Annotated in this window: 14 protein-coding genes; 8 read left to right on the top strand and 6 right to left on the bottom strand. The window is 54.2% G+C overall.

Annotated features, from left to right (window positions below; all coding sequences use genetic code 11):
* Positions 1-161: 161 nt before the first annotated feature.
* Positions 162-815 carry a hypothetical protein gene (locus HY913_03030; protein ID MBI4962227.1) on the bottom strand — a complete coding sequence of 218 codons (654 nt, stop codon included), beginning with the start codon at positions 813-815 and terminating at the stop codon, positions 162-164.
* A gap of 143 nt (positions 816-958) precedes the next feature.
* The gene (locus HY913_03025; protein ID MBI4962226.1) at positions 959-2,314 is read right to left on the bottom strand and encodes a thioredoxin domain-containing protein; all 1,356 of its coding nucleotides are present in this window, start codon (positions 2,312-2,314) and stop codon (positions 959-961) included.
* Positions 2,315-2,454: 140 nt separating this feature from the next.
* Here HY913_03025 and HY913_03020 point away from each other — a divergent pair, with 140 nt between their 5' ends.
* The gene (locus tag HY913_03020) at positions 2,455-2,622 is read left to right on the top strand and encodes a hypothetical protein (GenBank protein MBI4962225.1); all 168 of its coding nucleotides are present in this window, start codon (positions 2,455-2,457) and stop codon (positions 2,620-2,622) included.
* A gap of 262 nt (positions 2,623-2,884) precedes the next feature.
* On the opposite strand, the gene HY913_03015 is transcribed toward HY913_03020, so the two are convergent.
* Positions 2,885-3,220, bottom strand: a complete 336-nt coding sequence (locus HY913_03015; GenBank protein MBI4962224.1) for a hypothetical protein — start codon at positions 3,218-3,220, stop codon at positions 2,885-2,887.
* A 415-nt stretch (positions 3,221-3,635) separates the two neighbouring features.
* Between HY913_03015 and HY913_03010 the strand changes: the two genes are divergently transcribed.
* The 7 genes from HY913_03010 (at position 3,636) to HY913_02980 (ending at position 13,334) form a co-directional block, all read left to right on the top strand.
* Complete coding sequence (locus tag HY913_03010) at positions 3,636-4,994, top strand: sigma-54-dependent Fis family transcriptional regulator (protein MBI4962223.1); 1,359 nt, start codon at positions 3,636-3,638, stop codon at positions 4,992-4,994.
* 194 nt (positions 4,995-5,188) lie between these two features.
* A complete protein-coding gene (locus HY913_03005) occupies positions 5,189-7,033 on the top strand; it encodes a HAMP domain-containing protein (GenBank protein ID MBI4962222.1) in 1,845 nt (614 codons plus the stop codon).
* A gap of 83 nt (positions 7,034-7,116) precedes the next feature.
* A complete protein-coding gene (locus tag HY913_03000; GenBank protein ID MBI4962221.1) occupies positions 7,117-7,200 on the top strand; it encodes a potassium-transporting ATPase subunit F in 84 nt (27 codons plus the stop codon).
* A 15-nt stretch (positions 7,201-7,215) separates the two neighbouring features.
* A complete protein-coding gene (kdpA, locus tag HY913_02995) occupies positions 7,216-9,018 on the top strand; it encodes a potassium-transporting ATPase subunit KdpA (protein ID MBI4962220.1) in 1,803 nt (600 codons plus the stop codon).
* A gap of 15 nt (positions 9,019-9,033) precedes the next feature.
* A complete protein-coding gene (gene kdpB / locus HY913_02990; GenBank protein MBI4962219.1) occupies positions 9,034-11,052 on the top strand; it encodes a potassium-transporting ATPase subunit KdpB in 2,019 nt (672 codons plus the stop codon).
* A 15-nt stretch (positions 11,053-11,067) separates the two neighbouring features.
* Positions 11,068-11,652, top strand: a complete 585-nt coding sequence (gene kdpC / locus HY913_02985; protein MBI4962218.1) for a K(+)-transporting ATPase subunit C — start codon at positions 11,068-11,070, stop codon at positions 11,650-11,652.
* A gap of 44 nt (positions 11,653-11,696) precedes the next feature.
* Positions 11,697-13,334, top strand: a complete 1,638-nt coding sequence (locus HY913_02980; protein ID MBI4962217.1) for a PTS sugar transporter subunit IIA — start codon at positions 11,697-11,699, stop codon at positions 13,332-13,334.
* A 208-nt stretch (positions 13,335-13,542) separates the two neighbouring features.
* Here the strand turns inward: HY913_02980 and HY913_02975 are convergent, their stop codons facing one another.
* The 3 genes from HY913_02975 to HY913_02965 form a co-directional block, all read right to left on the bottom strand.
* On the bottom strand, positions 13,543-14,688 hold the full coding sequence (locus tag HY913_02975) for an acyl-CoA dehydrogenase family protein (protein MBI4962216.1): 1,146 nt from the start codon (positions 14,686-14,688) through the stop codon (positions 13,543-13,545).
* Between the two features lie 346 nt (positions 14,689-15,034).
* Complete coding sequence (locus tag HY913_02970) at positions 15,035-16,192, bottom strand: acyl-CoA dehydrogenase family protein (protein ID MBI4962215.1); 1,158 nt, start codon at positions 16,190-16,192, stop codon at positions 15,035-15,037.
* 91 nt (positions 16,193-16,283) lie between these two features.
* Entirely contained in the window at positions 16,284-17,504 is a 1,221-nt protein-coding gene (locus HY913_02965; protein ID MBI4962214.1) for an aminotransferase class V-fold PLP-dependent enzyme, read from the bottom strand.
* Between the last annotated feature and the right edge of the window lie 223 nt (positions 17,505-17,727).

The following is a 17,727-nucleotide window of genomic DNA, read 5'->3' as shown; positions in this document are numbered from 1 at the left end:
TCCGGAAAAACTATACCTGTTCTCGAAAGTAATCACGAATTGGCTAGCGGATGCCTCTGCCGGCTTCATCTTGACTCGCCCCGTAATTTGCGGCGGCCAATAGGCCGCCCTACATTTGTAGTCCCAGGCTTGGTGTCATCCCCCGTAGCGCGGCCCTTCCGTCATTTTTGCTGAAGCGGGGGCTGCTGGGCAGGGGGCTGGCCTTCCTGTTTTGCTCCGCCTTGCTCAGCGGGCTTGGCAGGCGGTCTGTCCTGGGCATCGATATCTTTATCGAACAATTCCAGAAACTTCTTGCCGGTACCCATGTCCGTGATCTCGAAGAAATGAAACTGGCCACCTCTCCCCGGAGGATAGACAAGCGTATCATTTTGTCCAATCCGGAATTTCGACGGTTGTTCCGCTGAAATGTGGAAACGGTCAAGGAACTGCTTTTTCAAGGTGTTTACACTCCAGCGTGAGTCATCATTCAGCGCCAAACGGACCAGGAACAGCCTGTCTTTTTCGGTAAACGTAAAGTCGAGCTGGCTATAGTACGGATTTTTATTGGGTACCCACGTAATTCGGATTCTGTTGGGGCGCGCCACAGGGGCGCTGGAATGCGTTCCCGAGTTCTTGATTCTTTCGAGCAACCAGGCGGAAGACGTGCCCGCATCGAGGTCCAGAATCTCTTGGGGTAGAAAATCCGTAGGGCGAACTTGAATGCTTTGACCGGACGACAAGTGCGGTAGCCCTGCAAGAACGATAGACGATACGAAGCATAAAATAGCCACCCTGAGCCTTGTGTGCTTTGCAAGGACCAGTTCGAGCTTCGACATTAGGTGGGATCTCCTTCTTGATTGTTGTCCCGCGGTCCGGCGAACTTTGGCACCGGTTCCGCATACCCCGGAACATGCAAACTCCTAGCCAAAGCCTCTGTCCCTGGCTGAACGTATACCGGGCTACCGGTCTCCGGGATAGGTCAAGGCCTCTTCAGCCTCAGGTCCTTGGCGTTTGGATCACTAGAACGAATAAGCTGTTCCAGAGTGTCCACCACATATACCGCTTTGAGGCCCGCGGGCAGCTTTTTCCCTCCAAAAAACATCTGAGGCGTTGCTTGCAGATTGAGGCTGTTTCCAAGGTAGACATCTTCCTTGAGCTTTACGTCTGCAGGGGAACTTGGCCTGTTCAAATGCAGGAATTTCTCTTGGTCGAGTCCGATTTTGTCGGCAAACTTTACCCAAGAATTGGGATTTAGCTTCTTTTGGTTCTCAAAGATCAGGTCACCGTACTTCCAGAAAGCCTGGGCCCCTCCGAGCATGAACGCAGCGTAGGCCGCACGGGCCGCAGGGCATGCGGCGGGGTGCAGATCCGTCAGAATACGCTGGTTGCACTCTACGGAAAGGGGGAAATTCTTGTACACCACCTTTAACAGGCCAGGGTTAAGGTCAACCAGCTGACGTAGGAAGACCTCGGAGCGGGCGCAAACAGGGCACTGAAAGTCGCTGAAAAACACAATGGGATATGGAGCCGAAGGGGACCCGTACGTGGGGTCCTGCGGTGAAATGGGTATATCGAACGTCGGAGAGGCCGTAAGCATGGCCATGATGACCACGGGATCATTGGCCATGTCCTCGAATTTCATCTTGGCGTCTTGGAAGCTCAGACTTTGCTCCCACATTCCAGCGGCCAAGAACACCGCTACGGCCGCCAACACCCCGCCGACGGCAAAATATATCCTTTCGCCTAAGGAGGCTATCTCCTGCACCAGGAACTCGTTCCGCTTCTTAATGGAAACAACAATAACTATGATCAGCGACAACAAGTTGACGACGTGGACTCCTATGCACCATGTACAAACGAAATCCACCTCAAACACCATTAGGTAGACATAATACCAACTGAATCCTATTGCCGCGGAAAAATATAGCACCAATAGGACCCAGGCAAGCTTGCGAACTCTCTGATTGAAAATCGCGTTCGCCAGACACCAAGTCACGAAGACAAAGCCCATTAGGCCGAGAACCGCGGAGGAAACAATTCCGAGGATGTCGGAATACTCCGTTAGAAGTATGGCATCGCAATTGATCTTGCCCTGGGCTCTGCATAGCAGGGAGTCACCAACGGACCCGGCATGGCTTGCAAGCAATACGTGACGATAGGTCAAGAAACCCGTTGCAAAGAGACCGATCAGTGCAAGAGCAAATAGCAACAAGAAAGGAGCGCGGCCGGAGAAATACGGTCCCTCGGTCGGATCGAATTGCCGAAGTGTAACGTTCGCTCGGAACCTTCCCAGCCACAGCGTTTTGTTCCGGTCTTTTGTCTCTTGTTGATTCATTGCCACCACAGTACTATATTGATAGTTGCAGGCACGATTATGCTAATAAAAAAGGCATGCGCGGTCAAGGTCCGGGCATGCCGTGACTGAGACATGGCCTGACGCAGCGACGGGACCATATTCCCGCATCAGGAGTACCCATGGCCGAAAAAGGGCGCGAGAAAAAACCTTACGTGTGGGTAACTGATTCCACGGGTAAAGAATACCTTTGCCCGGCAGACGCTCTGAAAGACCCCAAGCATGCATCAAAAGACGAGCTTGATAGCTGCATAGACGTGGAGCCATTCAAGCCGTACCTGGACAAGTAACATCAGGGTAATCGTTCACCGGGCTTCCACGCCTGGGCGTGGTGCGCCCGGTGGGGATGGAGGGGGAGACCATCTCCCCCTCCAAGCCTCCCCCATCGTGATTCTAAGGCCTTAAGACCGTCCCGGTGAACGGTTACAAATTAGGACTCAAAAGCCAAGTGGTGCGGAATGCAGGTGAAGTTCACACCCCATCCGCCGTACGCAATGAAATTGACTCCAGCCCTGATTCCGATCTCCACGGCGACTGCATTTGGTACCTGTTCTATTTCTGGTCAGTGCATTCGCAGCCGTAGCCCTTTAACGTAAACTTCCGGGAGTCCGCATCCTGGAAAATCTGAATCGATCGCAACTTCTTGGTCTTGTCCAGGCATTGGAAACAAGTCATGGTCCCTTTGGGAACGTCACACGATGCCAGGAGATCCACTCCGAGGGCTTCCATGATTTTGTCGATTTCGTCGTGTTCCGGATTCTTCACCAACTCTTCAAGCTTCATGTGCGCGTCTTCGCAACTGTCGGCAAATTCCAACAAGGCTCCATGAGCGGGAAAGGTGATAACCGAAAGCCAAAGAAGGGCCATGATTGATAACGTGCTTTTCATCCGTCCTCCTCCATTTGCCCACATCGTCGCCCATTCGCTTACCATTTACTCTGTGTCCTGACAAGAACCCAGTAGCTTCCACGGAGACTACCTGGTCTGGGACAACCACTCGCTCTGATGTGTGCGACCAAAGGCTTTGACGGAATGAAACAATTCTCTCCCACGGCCCCCTGCCCCGAGCGACGCGTTGTAATTACCTGCTGACGTAGCGCCGGCCTGAAGCCCGGGCCCATTTCGTCCAACATTTACGGCATGCAAGAGGAATGATAAAATCACCCGCGACTCGTATTGCGGGGGATCGAAGAAGACTTTTGTGTGCCATTGCTCACTCCTAAGAGAAGCGGCAAGAGATCTGCTTTTCATGCCTCGACTTGCTACGGAGCTGAGCCCGCGACTTTGACGTTAAGGAGGCCCCATGTCGGTGGATGCGGGTGAAGTGCGCAGGCTCAATGTCCTCGTCGTGGATGACGAAGCCAACATCCGCAAGACGCTAACCGTGTGCCTTGAAGCCGAAGGGCATCGGGTCATAGCCGTCAGCAACTCCCAGGATGCGGTGGCAGAGACTTCGCGAAAGTCCTTTGATTTGGCGTTAGTGGACCTGAGGCTCGGGGCCTCGGACGGCATGGAATTGATACCACGCTTGCTGGCATCCACGCCGTGGCTGAAAATAGTTGTAATCACAGCTTACTCTTCTATCGAGACGGCTGTGGAAGCCATGCGGCTCGGTGCATCGGACTATATTCCGAAGCCTTTTACACCGGCTCAGGTAACGATGGCCATAAATAAACTCGCGGAAGTTCGGTCCTTGGAGCAACGGCTAGCGCACTTGCAGGAAGAGCTTGGGCGGGCACAGCCCGACAGCGATTTCTCAAGCAACAACCATCAGATGCAACGAGCCATACACCTTGCCCGGCAGGTGGCTTCCACCGACGCCACAGTGCTCTTGCGCGGGGAGAGCGGCACAGGGAAGACCGTGTTGGCGCGCCAGATTCATTCCTGGAGCCGCAGGGCTTCCAAACCCCTTGGAATCATTTCTTGTCCGACTCTCTCCCCCGAGCTTATGGAAAGCGAGCTGTTCGGTCATGTCAAAGGATCATTCACCGGCGCTGTTCGTGACAATCCCGGGCGTATCGCTGCATGCGAAGGCGGTACCCTTTTGTTGGACGAAATCAGTGAGCTGCCGCTGCCGGTTCAGCCCAAGCTCTTGCGGTTTCTCCAGGACCGGGAATACGAACGCATGGGGGACAACAAGGTGCGACAAGCCGATGTGCGCATAATTTCCGCCACCAACGTCGATTTGGAGAAGGCCGTTCGTGTAGGCACATTTAGAGATGACCTTCTTTATCGCTTGAACGTAATACAGATCGAGATACCGGCCCTGCGTGATCGCCCTGAAGACGTGGTTTCTCTGGCTGAGCAACTCCTGGCCTTTTTCGGTCGTAAATACCACCGGCCTTTTATCGGCTTGACCCAAGAAGCATTGGAGGCGCTGAAGCAATATGCGTGGCCTGGCAATGTCCGGGAGTTGAGAAATGCCATCGAGCGGGCCGCAATCCTCTGCCAGTCAGACCGTGTTGGAGTTGAGTACGTCCCGGGAAAAACGATGGCGGCCGAGACCGTGCCCAAGATCGGTGATGCTGTAAGCCTGGCAAGAATTGAGGAAGAGCATATTCGGCGAGTGATTGCTACCAGCAAATCTCTCCAGGAGGCCGCGGACACATTAGGCATAGATCAGGCTACTCTGTGGCGCCGCCGGAAGCAGTACGGAATCTGAGAGCCGTACGAGTCTGAGCTTCTTTCGTCCCTCGTGTTGTCGGGCCTTGCAACTTGCAAGCCCCCTACCCTTGTTTCCTTGCAAAGTGAAATCCAACTGAACCTAGGGTTGTCTAAATTTCTATAAGATGCAGGCCCTTGCGGATGCAGGCATCTGGTACGGGCTTTGCCTATTACGGTTCTCGGAGCACGAAAATGCTGGGAATTCGACAAAAACTCTCTCTGGGATTCGGCGGATTACTTGTAATCCTCGTGATTATCGGGTTCCAGAGCCTGACGTTGCTCACGGAATTGGGCGGCTCCATCGAAGTAATTTTGCAGGAGAACTACAGGAGTGTCATTGCATGCCAGGACATGAAGGAAGCCTTGGAGCGGATGGACAGCGGCATATTGTTTACTCTCCTGGGATACGACAAAGAAGGCTCCGAGCTGATAAACAACAACGTGTCAACCTTCGAGCAGGCTCTCGATGTTGAACTCAATAATATTACCTTGCCGGGAGAGAGAGCGAAAGCGGCCCATCTTCAAGAGCTTTTCGCCCAGTACAAGACTGCACTGGCAGCCATTAAGGACCGTAATCTGGCCCGTGAGGTGCGGCGGGAGAAGTATTTCGCCCAACTCCTGCCACTGTTTCAAGAAATCAAGGCCACTGCCGACGACATCTTGCAGATGAACCAACAGAACATGAGCGAGGCAAATCAACAAGCGAGGAAGACCGCGGAGGCCGCTCGAAAGCGGATGGTCATGCTACTGCTGATCGGAGCCGTGGTAGCCGTGGGCTTCATGTTCTTTACCGGCAGGTGGATTCTTCATCCTATTCAGCGGCTCATAGCTTCCGCCAAAGAGATCGAGTCCGGCAACTTGAACCTTGTCGTGCAGTCGAATTCCGGGGATGAGATGGGGACCCTGTCAGAAGCCTTCAATTCCATGGCCGCAAGCCTCAGGGAATTCCAGCGCACAGATCGTGCGAAGCTGATGCGAATTCATCGCTCCACCCAGCAGGCTTTCAAGTTTCTGCCGGACGCGGTTGCCATAGTCGATGCGGACGGTAGCGTTGAAGTGGCGAGCGCCACGGCCATGGAAGCCTTCGATCTCAGGCCCACACAAAAGATTGACAGCTTGGCCTTCAAACCTGTGGTGGATCTTTTTCACGAAGCTGTCCGAACGGGAAGAGTCGCTGAACCCGGCAACGGTCAATCCGTTATTCAGCGATTCATGCAGGGCGAAGAACGCTACTTCCGCCCCATGGCGATCCCTATTCTGGATGCGGAAAAACAAGCTACAGGTGTGATCATCATACTTTCCGACGCTACGCAAGAACAACAACAAAACGAGCTGAAGAAAGGAGTCATATCAACGGTGGCTCATCAACTGAGGACGCCCTTGACATCGGTTCGAATGGCATTGCACCTGTTGCTTGAAGAAAAAGTGGGCAGTCTGACCGACAAGCAGGCAGAACTGGTAATTGCAGCCAGAGAAGACAGCGACCGGCTGCACCTGATTTTGGAGCAATTGCTCCACATAAGCAGAATTGAATCCGGGAGAGCACAAATAGACCGTCAGATGATTTCTTCCCACCAATTGGTCTTCGAGTCCATAGAACCGTTTCGCAAAGCTGCGCAGGACAAGGGTATCTCGCTGGAGGTGAATCTGCAGGATGACCTGCCTGATGTTATTGCGGACCACATGCTCATCGGCCAGGTATTTGCCAATTTGCTCTCCAACGCTCTGAAATACACCGGTCCCGGAGGCGCGGTTTCTGTCTCAGCCCGGACCACCGATGAGGAAGTGGTGTTCTCAGTGTCGGACACGGGGCAAGGTATCCCGTCTCAGTATCTTGAAAGAATCCTGGAACAGTTCTTTCGCGTTCCCGGCCAAGAAGGAGACTCAGGTGCAGGATTGGGACTTTCAATAGTGCAAGAGATAGTTACCGCTCATGGAGGGACCGTGAATGTGGAGAGCACCGAAGGGGCCGGGAGTACCTTCGCTTTTTCTCTCAAGAGCGAGGATACTTCGCCACAAGAGGAGGGGCAACCATGATTGATCTGGTCTATGTCTTGGTTCTAACAGGGTTTTTCTTATTATGTCTGTTGTACGCGAGGGCTTGCGAAAGGATTTGAATCATGTATGAAGCGGCCGTGCCTTTTATAGGTGTCCTTTTGATCGTCTATCTGTTCGTGACAGTGATTAGACCTGAATGGTTCTAGCGGAGGCGTAATGCCATGGAATTATTCGCGTGGATTCAACTTGCGCTTTACCTGGGCTTACTGTTGTTGCTCACCAAACCGATGGGACTGTATCTCGTTCAGGTTTTGGACATTAACGGCAAGACCTTCCTGGACCCTGTTATGCGGCCTTTGGAAAGAATGTTTTATCGGCTGCTTCGCGTCGATTCCAGTCAGGAACAAGATTGGAAGGGATATTCGTTATCTCTGATCGTCTTCAGCCTTGTGGGTGTGCTGTTCACTTATACGATCCTCCGTTTGCAGCACCTGCTGCCGCTTAATCCGCAAGCGTTTGGCCCCGTCAGCGACCATCTTGCGTTCAACACCGCCGTAAGCTTCATGACCAATACCAATTGGCAGGCGTACGGAGGCGAATCCACTCTGTCGTATTTTTCTCAGATGGTCGGACTAACCTTTCATAACTTCGTTTCCGCAGCCGCGGGCATTGCAGTGGCAGCCGCGTTGGTGCGCGGCATCGCCCGCCATTCAGCCGGGACAATCGGAAATTTCTGGGTAGATCTGATCAGGATGAACCTTTACTTGCTGTTGCCACTTTGCTTGGTCTACTCCCTGTTTCTGTTGTCGCAAGGAATGATTCAGAACTTTAAACCTTATGACACCGCCCAAGTGGTTGAGCCCTACACAATTCAGCTTCCCAAGAAAGATGCCGAAGGTCGGGAAGTCAAAGACGCGGAAGGCAACCTGGTGATGGAGAAGCGCAAGATTGAAACTCAAACCATCCCTCAAGGGCCGATGGCTTCCCAGGTGGCGATAAAGATGTTGGGCACCAATGGAGGTGGATTCGTAAACGCCAATGCATCTCACCCTTTCGAGAACCCTACACCGCTGTCCAACTTCCTCCAATTGTTATCCATTTTATTGATCCCGAGCGGTTTAACCTATTATCTCGGGAGGATGGTAAAGAACCAGCGGCATGGGTGGGCGGTTTGGTCCGCTATGGCAGCTATCTTCCTTGCAGGTGTCCTGGTCTGTTGGTGGGCGGAAGCTCAGGGCAATCCTCGCATGACGGCGCTGGGAGTGGATGCTTCCGCCGGAAACATGGAAGGCAAAGAGGTCCGTTTCGGGATATTGAATTCAGCACTCTGGGCCACAGCAACCACAGCCGCTTCCAACGGGTCGGTCAATGCCATGCACGATTCCTTCACTCCACTGGGTGGATTGATTCCGTTGCTCAACATTCAGTTGGGCGAAGTGATCTTCGGGGGTGTCGGATCAGGATTGTACGGGATGCTTGTCTTTGTGGTGCTGGCCGTGTTCCTGGCCGGTCTAATGGTAGGACGCACACCCGAGTACCTTGGCAAGAAAATAGATGCTTACGATGTGAAGGTTAGTGTCCTTTTCGTGATGGTACCCGTCTTCGCCATCTTAATGTTCACAGCTTGGGCCGCGGTAAGTAGTTGGGCGTTGGCCGGTCTGAACAACCAAGGGCCGCACGGCTTGAGCGAAATAATGTACGCGTACTCGTCAGGGGCCGGCAACAACGGCAGTGCCTTTGCGGGATTGAACGTCAATACCTATTGGTACGACACCACCATAGGAATTGCGATGCTTCTGGGGCGGTTCTTTATGATAGTGCCGGTTCTGGCCTTGGCCGGCAGTCTTGCCAAGAAAAAGCTTGTGCCCCCAAGTGTGGGCAGTTTCCCCGTTTCCGGACCTATTTTTATCGCTCTCTTGGCCGGCACTGTCCTGATAGTCGGAGCGCTGACGTTCTTCCCCGCGCTGTCGTTAGGGCCGATTGTCGAGCATTTCATAATGACAAATTCTAACGTGGTGTTTTGATAAGGACAAACCGCAATGGCCATAAAAGTTCATTCAACATTTGAACGAGAAATCCTGACCCAGGCCGTGATCGATTCCTTCAAGAAGCTCAATCCACTGTGGATGGTCAAAAATCCCGTAATGTTCGTTTGCGAGGTCGGCGCGGCAATAACCACAGCGAGCCTCATCTTCAAGCCTGAGAGCGGGAGCTTCGGGCTTCAAATTTCGACCTGGCTCTGGTTCACTGTCCTGTTCGCCAACTTTGCAGAGGCAGTGGCCGAAGGACGGGGCAAGGCCCAAGCTAACGCTCTGCGGAAGACACGCACACAGACAATGGCGCATCGCCTTGTGCAGGACGGCCTGTTCCAGCAGGATATTTCCGCGGATCAATTAAGGAAAGGCGACGAGGTCGTTGTCTCCGCGGGGGAGATCATACCCGCTGACGGAGAGGTGATCGAGGGTGTCGCTTCCGTGGACGAATCGGCCATCACGGGTGAATCAGCGCCTGTTATACGCGAATCCGGCGGCGACCGAAGCTCGGTCACAGGTGGGACCAGAGTTCTGTCCGATCGCCTCGTAATCCGAGTGACGGCCAACCCGGGGGAGAGTTTTCTTGACCACATGATCAATTTGGTCGAAGGAGCGCAGCGTCAGAAGACCCCGAACGAGATAGCCCTCACGATCCTGCTGGCAGCCCTCACCATTATTTTTCTGGTTGTAACGATTACTCTGAAGTTCTTCGGTCTCTATTCCAATGTCGCCTTCCCCATCACAGTCCTCGTGGCATTGCTCGTCTGCCTCATCCCAACCACCATTGGGGGTCTCTTGAGCGCCATTGGAATCGCGGGAATCGACCGGCTGGTACAGAAGAACGTACTGGCCATGAGCGGCCGCGCAGCGGAGGCGGCAGGAGACGTGGATGTGCTGCTTCTGGACAAGACGGGAACTATCACTCTTGGGGATCGTCAGGCAACAGAGTTCCTTGCCGCGGCCGGAATTGAACTCCAGAAATTGGCCGATGTTGCTCAATTGGCCTCTTTGGCTGATGAAACACCCGAGGGCAGAAGCATCGTCGTCCTTGCAAAGCAGTATGGGCTCAGGGGACGCAGGATGAAGGAGATGCCTTCCGCGAAATTTATCCCGTTCAATGCTCAGACGCGAATGAGCGGCGTCGACATTGACGGCAGGCAAATCAGGAAAGGCGCGCCTGACGCAGTACAAGAGTTTATCGGCCAAGCGTTACCCGACTCGGTTGAGGCAGAAATTACATGGATTTCCAATTCAGGCGGAACCGCCTTGGTAATAGCTGAAAATGACAAAGCCCTTGGTGTGGTTCATCTGAAAGATATCGTGAAGGGCGGGTTGAAAGATCGCTTCGAGCGCTTTCGTGCCATGGGGATCAAAACCGTCATGATCACCGGTGACAACCGCCTGACCGCTGCCGCTATTGCGAAGGAAGCCGGAGTTGACGATTTCTTGGCCGAGGCCAGACCCGAAGACAAGCTGGCTCTCATCCGGAAGGAACAGGCCTCCGGCCGTCTTGTGGCAATGACCGGAGACGGCACCAACGATGCCCCTGCCCTCGCTCAAGCCGATGTGGGTGTGGCCATGAATACCGGGACTCAGGCGGCAAAAGAAGCGGGCAACATGATAGATCTGGACTCGAACCCCACCAAGCTCATCGAGATAGTGGAAATCGGAAAACAGATGCTCATGACACGCGGAGCGTTGACGACTTTTAGCATCGCCAACGATGTCGCCAAGTATTTTGCCATAATCCCGGCAATGCTTATGGCCACTTTTCCCGTTATCGGGCCTTTGAACATCATGGGCCTGCATTCACCGGAAAGCGCAATTTTAAGCGCTGTGATCTTCAATGCTCTCATTATAGTAGCTCTGATACCTTTGGCATTGAGGGGTGTGCGGTTTCGACCTCTCAGCGCGGCCGTGCTTTTGCGCCGCAACCTACTCGTCTACGGACTCGGTGGGCTGGTCGCTCCTTTTGTGGGGATCAAACTTGTGGATCTCGTGGTGGTAGTCCTGCATCTCGTGTAGGGAGGGGAGTCTAAAATGAAGAACCTTATTTCCGAGTTGCGCATTGCCTTAACCGCTACATTCTTCTTGGCTGTCATTTTGTGCGGGATTTATCCTCTGGCGGTATGGGGCATAGGCCAAGTCGCGTTTCCACGTCAAGCCAACGGCTCTCTCGTGGTACAAAGTGGAAAGATAATTGGATCGGAGCTTCTAGGGCAGAATTTTTCAGATCCCAAGTACTTTCATCCGCGCCCCTCGGCAGCGGGGGAGACGGGTTATGACGGGGGGAATTCCGGTGGCAGCAATCTGGGGCCAACCTCCAAAAAACTGATTAACTCGGTAAAAGACCGTGTTGAGGCGTATCGCACGAACAACGGCCTGGCGTCAACGGTTCCTGTGCCTGCTGATGCCGTGACGGCCTCGGCAAGCGGTTTGGATCCGCACATCAGCATCCCGAACGCTCTGATCCAAGCAAAACGGATTGCAAAAACCCGAGGTTTGGGTGAAAGCGCTGTTAAAGCAATGATAAAGGCCCACACCGAAGGTCGGGATCTTGGTCTGTTTGGAGAAGAACGCGTCAACGTGCTCAAGCTCAACCTGGCGCTGGACAGCAGACTGTGAAACAGAACCTCTCAGCTGAAAACAGAGCCGACACTTTCCTTCGGATGATCCGCCGTGCTCAACGAGGAAGGCTCAAGATCTATCTAGGGTACGGCGCGGGCGTCGGCAAGACCTATCAGATGCTCCTGGAGGGCCATCGGCTCAAGGCCGAAGGCATTGATGTGGCGATTGGGCTGGTGGAGACTCACGGCCGCACCGAGACAGCCAAGCTCATAGAAGGACTGGAAGTCATCCCCCGGCGTCGTGAGGAGTATCGCGGGGTGACGCTCGAAGAGATGGACCTCGATGCCGTCTTGGCCAGAAAGCCCCACGTTGCGCTCATCGACGAACTGGCTCACACCAATGCGCCTGGAAGTCAACATCCAAAACGATACCAGGATGTCCAGGACATCTTGGCCGCGGGAATTCACGTTATCACCACATTGAACATACAGCATCTGGAAAGTCTGTACGACATTGTAGAAAAATCGGTCCGCGTCAAGGTCCGTGAGCGCCTGCCCGACACGGTTGTTGCGGAAGCGGATGAGATCGTAAACATCGACTTGAGCCCTGAAGACTTGCGAGAGCGGCTCCGAGAAGGCAAAATTTATGCCCCCGATCGGATTCAGACAGCGCTGGCCAATTTCTTCACGGATTCGAATCTTGAAACCCTCCGTGAATTGACATTGAGAGAACTCGCGGCTCGGATCGACTCGCGAAGACGTGAACAGATAGAAGAGGAAGAAGTTGTCGCTCCGGATCAAGTCATGGTGTGCCTCAGCTCTCGCGGGCCCAACAGCGAGATGTTGCTCCGCTATGCTTCACGGCTGGCCGGGAGACTGAATCGCAACTGGTACGCGGTTTACGTTCAAACACCTTCCGAGGACCCGACAGTCGTGGATCTTCAGACCCAACAAGTCCTTTCGGGGACACTTACGCTCGCCAAACAACTGGGAGCTATGGTGTTCACCTACAAAGGTGAGGACATCGCCGACACCATTCTGCGTTTTGCAAAGGAATACAGGGTCGGCCACATCGTAATAGGGAGTCCGAGTCCACTCCCGTTCTGGAAAAAGCTTCTAGGAAGAAAGAACGTCGTAGAGCAGCTCATAGACAAAGCTAGAGGAATGACCACGGTCGTCATGGACACTGGAAGGTACGAGACAACCGCAGAGGTCACAGTCCCTGAAGTTCGAAGCGACTCCATAGCGGAAACGAAGTCTGCGGCCCCGTTTCATACTGCCCCTTTGAGTTCCGCCCTCTCCAGCTCAGGAATTCTTCTCTGGGAACAGCCTGTCACGAAGGAGATCGCGCTTCGCGCGCTGGTGCAGTCCGTGGCCGACGGCGAAATTCACGATCGCAAGCTTCTTCTGGTGAATCTCCTAAAACGCGAGCAAGAGTCTTCAACGTTTTTCAATGAAGGGGTGGCCTTTCCCCACGTCCGCCTGGAGGCGCTGTCGGCTCCCATAATAGCCCTCGGAATTGCCAAGCATGGTATTTCAGATGCGCCCACCGATCAGCCCGTAAAACTGGTATTCCTTATACTGTCTCCAAAAGAACCGCCCGACCTGCAGGTTCGCTTGCTGGGCATGGTCAGTCGCGCCGCGCGAAGCAGGCATTTAGTCGAAAGCCTTGTTTCCTCCGCCACTGGTGAGCACGCTTTGGCTGCTATACGCGACTGGGAGATGCTCGGCGAGAACTAGGATTATGTGGTGATCGGCCAAATAATTGTCCAAGAACGCGACCCATTAAAAAAATCGTGGGAAAAAGCAAGGTCGGCGGGCACGGCCCGCCCTACGGGAAGCCTCTCCTTCTAACGTAGGGTGGGCCATGCCCGCCGATTATGGATGCGACGACAGCTTTCAGCGGACCATGTTACCGCAAATTTCTTGCGGCAATCGCTATATCGAATCACTTGCCCAGGATGGACCTGCCGGCCACGAGCCTCATAATTTGATTGGTACCGGTGTAGATTTGTGTGAGTTTGGCATCGCGCATCATGCGTTCAACCGGATAGTCTTTCATGTAACCGTACCCGCCGAGTATCTGCACCGCATCCGTGGTAACCTTCATGGCCGTGTCGGACGCGGTGAACTTGGCCATAGCGGCTATAAGCCCGGCTTCCTTATGGGCATTCCGGTCGAACATTAAGGCCGCTTTGTAAGTGAGAAGCCGGGAGGATTCCACTCCCGCGGCCATGTCCGCGACCATGAATTGAATGGGCGAAAGGGCTGCTATAGGCTTGCCGAACTGAATCCTCTCTCCTGCGTATTGAACTGCTTCGTCCAGTGCTCCTTGCGCCAAGCCGACCGCCTGAGATGCGCAGAAGAGCCTGCTCATGGCCAGCGTCCGCATGAGACTGGGAAACCCATCGCCCTCCTTACCGATGAGATTTTCCCTCGGTATCTCCATATCCTCAAAAAACAACTCGGAGTTGATCGAGCCACGCATGCCCATCTTGTTCTCATTCTTGCCGTATACCAGGCCGGGGAAAACCTTCTCCACAACAAACGCGCTGATCCCTTTCGCCTGCTTGCCCGGATCGGTAAACGCGTAAAGCACGAAGAAGTCCGCCACAGAGCCGTTGGTTATGAAGCACTTCTGACCGTTGACCACGAAGCGGTCTCCCTTTGCCACAGCTCTTGTCCTCATTGAGAGTAGATCCGAGCCGGCTGCCGGTTCCGTAGCTGCAAGAGCGGTCAAGGCCCTGGAATCGCCGCCCAGCCGGGTCAGATATCTTTCCTTCAGGTCTTGGCCGGCCGAATGGAGAATGGGCAACATGCCGTCAGCTTGAGCTATCAGCATCAATGCGGTGGATGCGCACACGCGGGAGATCTGTTCAAGAATCATGGAAAAAGTCAAAAAAGAAGTCTCCACCCCGCCGTATTGTGAAGGGAGTAGCGGATTGAGGAGCCCGTTTTCAGCGAACACATTCAAAGCATGGTCGGGAAATCCGCCGGTCTCGTCCAGTTCCGCGGCGCGGGGCTTGATCTCCTTTTCCGCGATTCTCCGAACCGTATCTAAGATCATCTTCTGTTCATCACTCAATGCGAACAACCTGTTGCCTCCTGAAAAAGGTTATTGTTCCTGAACGAGTAACCCAGCGGAATTGTCGAGGTAAGGGCACGGCATGCCGTGCCCCTACAACCCCTTCAAGGCGGTTCTTCGTTTGAATCCAAGAAAGTGCTGCCTTGCGACCGATGTTTGATATTTCATAGCCATCGGCGAAACTTTATTTGCGTAAGAAAGTTTCTCCCGTGCCCGCTTCAAAGAACTCTATATTGCTCGCTTGTCGGTTTCCGCTGCCAGCGGAAACCGACAAGCGAGCATGACATAGGAGTTTTTGGAGAGGGGTGCGGGGAGACCCTTTTTGCAAAAAGGGTCTCCCCGCAATCCAACCTTGCTAAGGCAAAGGGTGGCCTGCCTCTTTCATTATTTCTCGTGCAATCACGAGTCGTTGAATCTGATTAGTGCCCTCGAAGATCTGCGTCAGCTTCGCGTCCCTGAACATTCGTTCCACGTGGAAGTCCTTCATATAACCGTACCCGCCCAGCACTTGGATCGCGTCCGTGGTGACCTTCATGGCCGCGTCCGAGGCAAAGCATTTTGCCATAGAAGCCAACTTGGTATTATTTTGACCGTTGTCGTGGAGAGCGGCAGCGCAGTATACGAGCCCGCGCGCCGCTTCAATCAGCATGGCGCTGTCTGCAAGAATCGCCTGGATGAGCTGATGTCCGGCAATTGGTTTTCCAAAGGCCGCGCGTTCCGATGCGTACCGTACCATGGCTTCAAAGGCTCCTTGAGCTATACCCAGGGCTTGAGCGGCCACGGCCGGCCGTGACATGTCGAAATCCTTCATCGCGAGCATAAAGCCTCGTCCTTCCTCACCCAGAAGGTTTCGAGCCGGGACCCTCACATCATCCAGGATGACTTCGGTAGTATTCGAGCCGCGTTGTCCGAGTTTGTTTTCCGTTCGCCCCACGGAAAGACCTGGCCGATCTCGTTCCACAAGAAAGAACGAAAGGCCGTCGTGTCCGCCTCCCACCGAGGTCCTTGCCAACACCGAGTAGAGCGAGGCTACACCTCCGTTGGTGGCAAAGCACTTGGTGCCAGAGATGATGTAATCGCCCCCCTCCCGTTTCGCGCTGGTCCTGATCGAAGCCACATCAGAACCGGCATGCGGTTCTGTAACAAGATAGGCCACGAGCAACCGGTCGTCGGCGATCCCGCGAAGAATCTCGTTTCTAATCTCTTGAGACGCTCCATGCACAATGGGAAACGAGCCAACGGCCTGTATGATCAACAACAGAGCCGATGCTGCGCAGCATTTGGCGATCTCTTCCACCGCAATGCACAGCGCTGTCCCGCGGTCTCTTTCCAGTCCTCCGAATTCAGGTGGAAGCGCCAGAGTCAGAAGGCCCAGATCCCAGCAGAGGGACTCCACCTCCCGGTTGAAAGCGCCTGTTTCATCTATCGCGGCTGCAAGGGGCGCGATCTTCTCCCTTGCGGCCCGACTCACAGTTTCCCTAAATATTCTCAGTTCTTCTGTTGTTTCAAGCATTGGACAGCCGCCTGGTTAACGCTTTGCCCTGAAATCTACCGGGGCATATTCTCTTTGAATGTCCACCACCTAAATCGAGTGGACCCGGCCTTTAATCGAGATCGACGAATTCAGATTTCTCCGCGATGCGTTTCACCGCGTCCACGGCTATTTGAATCTCGTCCAGGGTGTTGAAATACCCCAGACTAAATCGAACCGTGCCGTCCGGGAATGTGCCTAGCGCCTGGTGAGCAAGCGGCGCGCAATGCAAACCCACTCGGACAGAGATCTCGTATCGGTCCTGCAATATGGTGCCGGCTTCCTGCGGGTGAAGGCTTTCGAAGGTAGCGGGAATGGATCGTCCGCCGCATCCCCCGAAGGAGACCCGCAAGCCATCGGGCAGAGCCTGGTCAAAGGTCATAGACAGCACAGGGACTTGCTGCTCGGGCTTGAGCGGCCCGTAAAAAACAAGCCCCGGCACATCTATGAGCCCTTCTATAAAGGCCTCCATGAGTTGCATTTCGTGGAGTCTGATTTTCTCCACCCCTGTGGTGAGTACGAAATCAACCCCCGCGCCCAGACCAGCTATGCCGACGTTGTTCCTTGTGCCGCTTTCCAGCGCATCAGGGAAGAAATCCGGCTGCTCGTCCTGCTCGGACACGCTGCCCGTGCCGCCTCGCTTTAGGGGGCGAATCTTTAGCCCCTCCCGAACATACAGGCCGCCGGTTCCCTGCGGGCCGAAAAGGCCCTTGTGCCCGGTAAAGGCCAGATAGTCTATACCCATGGCCTGCACGTCGATTGGTATCACCCCGGCTGTCTGGGCCGCGTCCAGCAGCACAGGTATTTCACCGGCGGCCTGCCGTACTGCGACCACGTCCTGAATAGACCCGCATACGTTGGACGCGTGGTTTACAGCGACCAAGGCGGTATTCGGCCGTATCATTCGCGCGAGGGCATCAACATCCAACATCCCCATCTTGTCGCAAGGGGCCACAGAAACCGCGACGACTCCAGTCCTTTCCAGGTGTCGAACCGGTCGCACCACCGAATTATGCTCCATCTGGGTTATGATGACGTGATCGCCCGGGTTCAGAGCCCCATATATCACCGTATTGAGGGATTCGGTGGCATTCAAGGTGAAGGCAATACGATCCGGATCGGGAATGTTGAAAAGCGCGGCCAACTTCCCGCGCGCGCCTTCAATAATTTGGGAGGCTTCCAAGGATTGCTCGTGCCGAGACCTTCCAGGATTGGCGCCCACATTGGTCATGAAATGCACCATCGCCTCTACTACCCCTGGAGGCTTGGGGAAAGAGGTGGCTGCATTGTCCATGTAAATCCGACGCTTCACGTGTGATACCAAGGAGTTTGGATGAGAGAAATGCGGGGAGGACCTTTTTATAAAAAGGTCCTCCCCGCACCCCTCTCCAAAAACTTCCATATCATGGCCGTTAGACAGCTTCCGCCGGCACCGGAAGCTGTCTAACGGCCATGATATTGAGTTCTCTGAAAGGAGATTAGGAGAAACTCTTTAACTCACGGAGGGCTGACTGTGC

Source organism: Desulfomonile tiedjei, assembly GCA_016212925.1.
Classification (GTDB): Bacteria; Desulfobacterota; Desulfomonilia; order Desulfomonilales; family Desulfomonilaceae; genus JACRDF01.
This window is presented reverse-complemented; position numbering and strand designations above follow the sequence as displayed.

Coding starts and splice junctions, on each gene's coding strand:
- HY913_03030 (MBI4962227.1), bottom strand. CDS start 815: ATGTCGAAGCTCGAACTGGTCCTTGCAAAGCACACAAGGCTCAGGGTG.
- HY913_03025 (MBI4962226.1), bottom strand. CDS start 2,314: ATGAATCAACAAGAGACAAAAGACCGGAACAAAACGCTGTGGCTGGGA.
- HY913_03020 (MBI4962225.1), top strand. CDS start 2,455: ATGGCCGAAAAAGGGCGCGAGAAAAAACCTTACGTGTGGGTAACTGAT.
- HY913_03015 (MBI4962224.1), bottom strand. CDS start 3,220: ATGAAAAGCACGTTATCAATCATGGCCCTTCTTTGGCTTTCGGTTATC.
- HY913_03010 (MBI4962223.1), top strand. CDS start 3,636: ATGTCGGTGGATGCGGGTGAAGTGCGCAGGCTCAATGTCCTCGTCGTG.
- HY913_03005 (MBI4962222.1), top strand. CDS start 5,189: ATGCTGGGAATTCGACAAAAACTCTCTCTGGGATTCGGCGGATTACTT.
- HY913_03000 (MBI4962221.1), top strand. CDS start 7,117: ATGTATGAAGCGGCCGTGCCTTTTATAGGTGTCCTTTTGATCGTCTAT.
- kdpA (MBI4962220.1), top strand. CDS start 7,216: ATGGAATTATTCGCGTGGATTCAACTTGCGCTTTACCTGGGCTTACTG.
- kdpB (MBI4962219.1), top strand. CDS start 9,034: ATGGCCATAAAAGTTCATTCAACATTTGAACGAGAAATCCTGACCCAG.
- kdpC (MBI4962218.1), top strand. CDS start 11,068: ATGAAGAACCTTATTTCCGAGTTGCGCATTGCCTTAACCGCTACATTC.
- HY913_02980 (MBI4962217.1), top strand. CDS start 11,697: ATGATCCGCCGTGCTCAACGAGGAAGGCTCAAGATCTATCTAGGGTAC.
- HY913_02970 (MBI4962215.1), bottom strand. CDS start 16,192: ATGCTTGAAACAACAGAAGAACTGAGAATATTTAGGGAAACTGTGAGT.
- HY913_02965 (MBI4962214.1), bottom strand. CDS start 17,504: ATGGACAATGCAGCCACCTCTTTCCCCAAGCCTCCAGGGGTAGTAGAG.